Source organism: Kitasatospora sp. NPDC004289, from assembly GCF_053602875.1.
On the sequence record NZ_JBSGEL010000175.1, the window covers coordinates 1 to 2,315 of the forward strand.

Below are 2,315 nucleotides of genomic sequence, written 5' to 3' on the forward strand. Positions count from 1 at the left end.
GAACTCGCCGACGGCGTCGCGGTGTTGCTGGTCACCCACCACACCGACCTGGCGCTGGACGTGGCCGACCGGGTGGTGGTCCTGGAGGACGGCCGCGGGGGCGGCGGCTGCCGCCGCGACCACCACGCCGCGGGCCGGGGCACCACCGGGCCCTCGCCGATCCTGACCGTCCGCGCGCGACGCTGTGTCATGGTCCCGGCCTCCTCAACCGAGCAGGTACTCGGCCGCGTTGGTGTGCCGGGCGCCGACCAGCCAGCCCGTGTGCGGGCCGCCGTCGTTGCGGCTGACCACGGTGGAGTTTGAGCTCGCGTGCACACCGCGCTGCGGGGCGGCCTGGGCCGGGGAGCTCAGGAGGGGGAGGGCGAGGGCGGCGGTGCCGAGCACCGCGAGGAGGCGCTGGAGGGAGGTCATGCCGGGCCCAACGCGCGGACTGACGAGGCGTCACCCCGGCTACGCCGCACGGGCCGTGCGTGCACTGCGCCAACCGGGTGGCATCGCACCCGAAGGTGTTCGCCGTTCGGCTGAACGAGGGACGAGGCGTGACCCCGGCGCTGCTCCGTTTGCCATGATCGGCCCCATGCGAACTTTCGGTAAGGCGTTCGGCGCCTTCATTGCGGCATGCGCTCTCTCGGTCCTCCCCACCGCGGCCTTCGCGAGCAACGCGACCGGCCAGTCCGGCAGCGGGAACGTCGGCATCGGCCAGGGCTCCAAGGCCGACAACGGCGGGGTCTCCTCCAACTACGCCAACGTCACCTCGGTGACCGCGGCCGACTCCAACGTCGGCAACACCCTCGACCTCTGGCCGGGCGCGGTCCTGGTCGTCCCGACCGCCCACTGACGCACGCACCGTCGGCGGACCCCGGCCGGAGCGCTACGGCCGGGGTCCGCCCTCCGAACGATTGGACTGCGGCGGACCGGTGAACGCGGAGACCATCCTCCTGTCGGTGTTCACGCCCGAGGGCCGGGAGGACCCCTACCCGGCCCTGGCCCGCCTGCGGGAGACCGAGCCGGTGTGCTTCAGCCCGACGGTCGGTTCCTACTTCCTGACGGCGTTCGACGACTGCCGGTCGGTCCTGGCCGACCCGGACTTCCTGGTCCCCGACCGGGACTGGTGCGAGCGGCGGATCCCGGACGGCGCCGGACGCCCCTCCGCCGACTTCTTCTACTCCTCGATGCTGGCCACCGACCACGCCGCCCACGACCGGCTGCGCCGGCTGGTGGTGCGCGAACTGAGCGTCCGCCGGGTCGCGGCCCTGGCGGCCGGGGTCGAGGAACTCTGCGCCGAGGCGCTCGACCGCTTCGCCGCGGCCGCCGACGGCACGGCCGCCGACTTCCACGAACTGGTCGCGGCTCCGCTGCCGGTCGCGGTCGTCGGCGAGCTGATCGGCGTGCCGCCCGGGGACCGGGAGCGGCTGCGGGCGCTCGGCGACGACACCTGCCGCCTGCTGGAACCCGTCCGTACCCCCGAGGACTGGGACCGCGCCGACCACGGTGTGACCGGGCTGCGGGAGTACTTCGCCGGACTGCTGCGCGAACGCCGCGCCCGCCCCACCGAGGACCTCGCCTCCGCGCTGGCGGCGCAGCCTCCGGACGGCGGCGGGCTGACGGAGCGTGAACTGGTGGACGTGCTGGTCCTGGTGTTCGCCGCCGGGTTCGAGACCACCGTCGGGATGCTCGGCCAGGCGGTGCACGCCCTGCTCGCCCACCCCGGGCAGTGGGAGCTGCTGCGCCGGCGCCCCGACCTGGTGCCGGCCGCGCTGGAGGAGTCGCTGCGCTGGGACGGGCCCGTCCCGATGACCGAGCGGATCGCCTCACGGCCGGTCGAGCTCGGCGGGGTGAGCGTCCCGGCCGGCGCCAGTGTGATCACCGTGATGGCCGCCGCGCACCGCGACCCGGCCTGCTTCACCGACCCGGACGCCTTCCGGGTCGAGCGGACCGACGGCCGGGTGCTGAGCTTCAGCGCCGGCGCGCACTACTGCGTGGGGGCCGCCCTGGCCCGCCTGGAGGGCGCCGCCCTGCTGCGCCAACTCCTGGACCGCTTCCCCGGCCTGAGGCCGGCCGGACCGCCGGTCCGCCGCACCGGGGACGGGCTGCGCGGCTTCCTGCGGCTGCCGCTGGCCACCTGACCTCCCCCTTCGATCCGAACTCCGCTCCCGGAGGAGCCCACCCGTGTACTTCCTGCAGCGCGAACGCGCCGCCCTCCAAGCCCACCTTCCCGGTCTGGACGCCGCCCTGGCGGCCCAGCCCCTGGAGCGCCTGGAGAGCGCCGACGCCCTCCGCGGTCGCGGCACCATCCGCCCCGTCCTCCCCCGCCG

Annotated in this window: 3 protein-coding genes; 2 read left to right on the forward strand and 1 reads right to left on the reverse strand. The window is 75.2% G+C overall.

Annotation, left to right across the window (positions count from 1 at the left end; all coding sequences use genetic code 11):
- Nucleotides 1-204: 204 nt before the first annotated feature.
- Entirely contained in the window at nt 205-411 is a 207-nt protein-coding gene (locus ACWEPF_RS39835; RefSeq protein WP_452176522.1) for a hypothetical protein, read from the reverse strand.
- 166 nt (nt 412-577) lie between these two features.
- Between ACWEPF_RS39835 and ACWEPF_RS39840 the strand changes: the two genes are divergently transcribed.
- Nucleotides 578-838, forward strand: coding sequence for a hypothetical protein (locus ACWEPF_RS39840; protein ID WP_345288153.1), 261 nt, complete (start codon nt 578-580; stop codon nt 836-838).
- Nucleotides 839-944: 106 nt separating this feature from the next.
- On the forward strand, nt 945-2,126 hold the full coding sequence (locus ACWEPF_RS39845) for a cytochrome P450 (protein WP_452176523.1): 1,182 nt from the start codon (nt 945-947) through the stop codon (nt 2,124-2,126).
- The last annotated feature ends 189 nt before the right edge of the window (nt 2,127-2,315 follow it).

Bases quoted from the DNA above. Each gene is read 5' to 3' on its own strand.
- ACWEPF_RS39835 (WP_452176522.1), bottom strand. From the start codon at position 411: ATGACCTCCCTCCAGCGCCTCCTCGCGGTGCTCGGCACCGCCGCCCTC.
- ACWEPF_RS39840 (WP_345288153.1), top strand. From the start codon at position 578: ATGCGAACTTTCGGTAAGGCGTTCGGCGCCTTCATTGCGGCATGCGCT.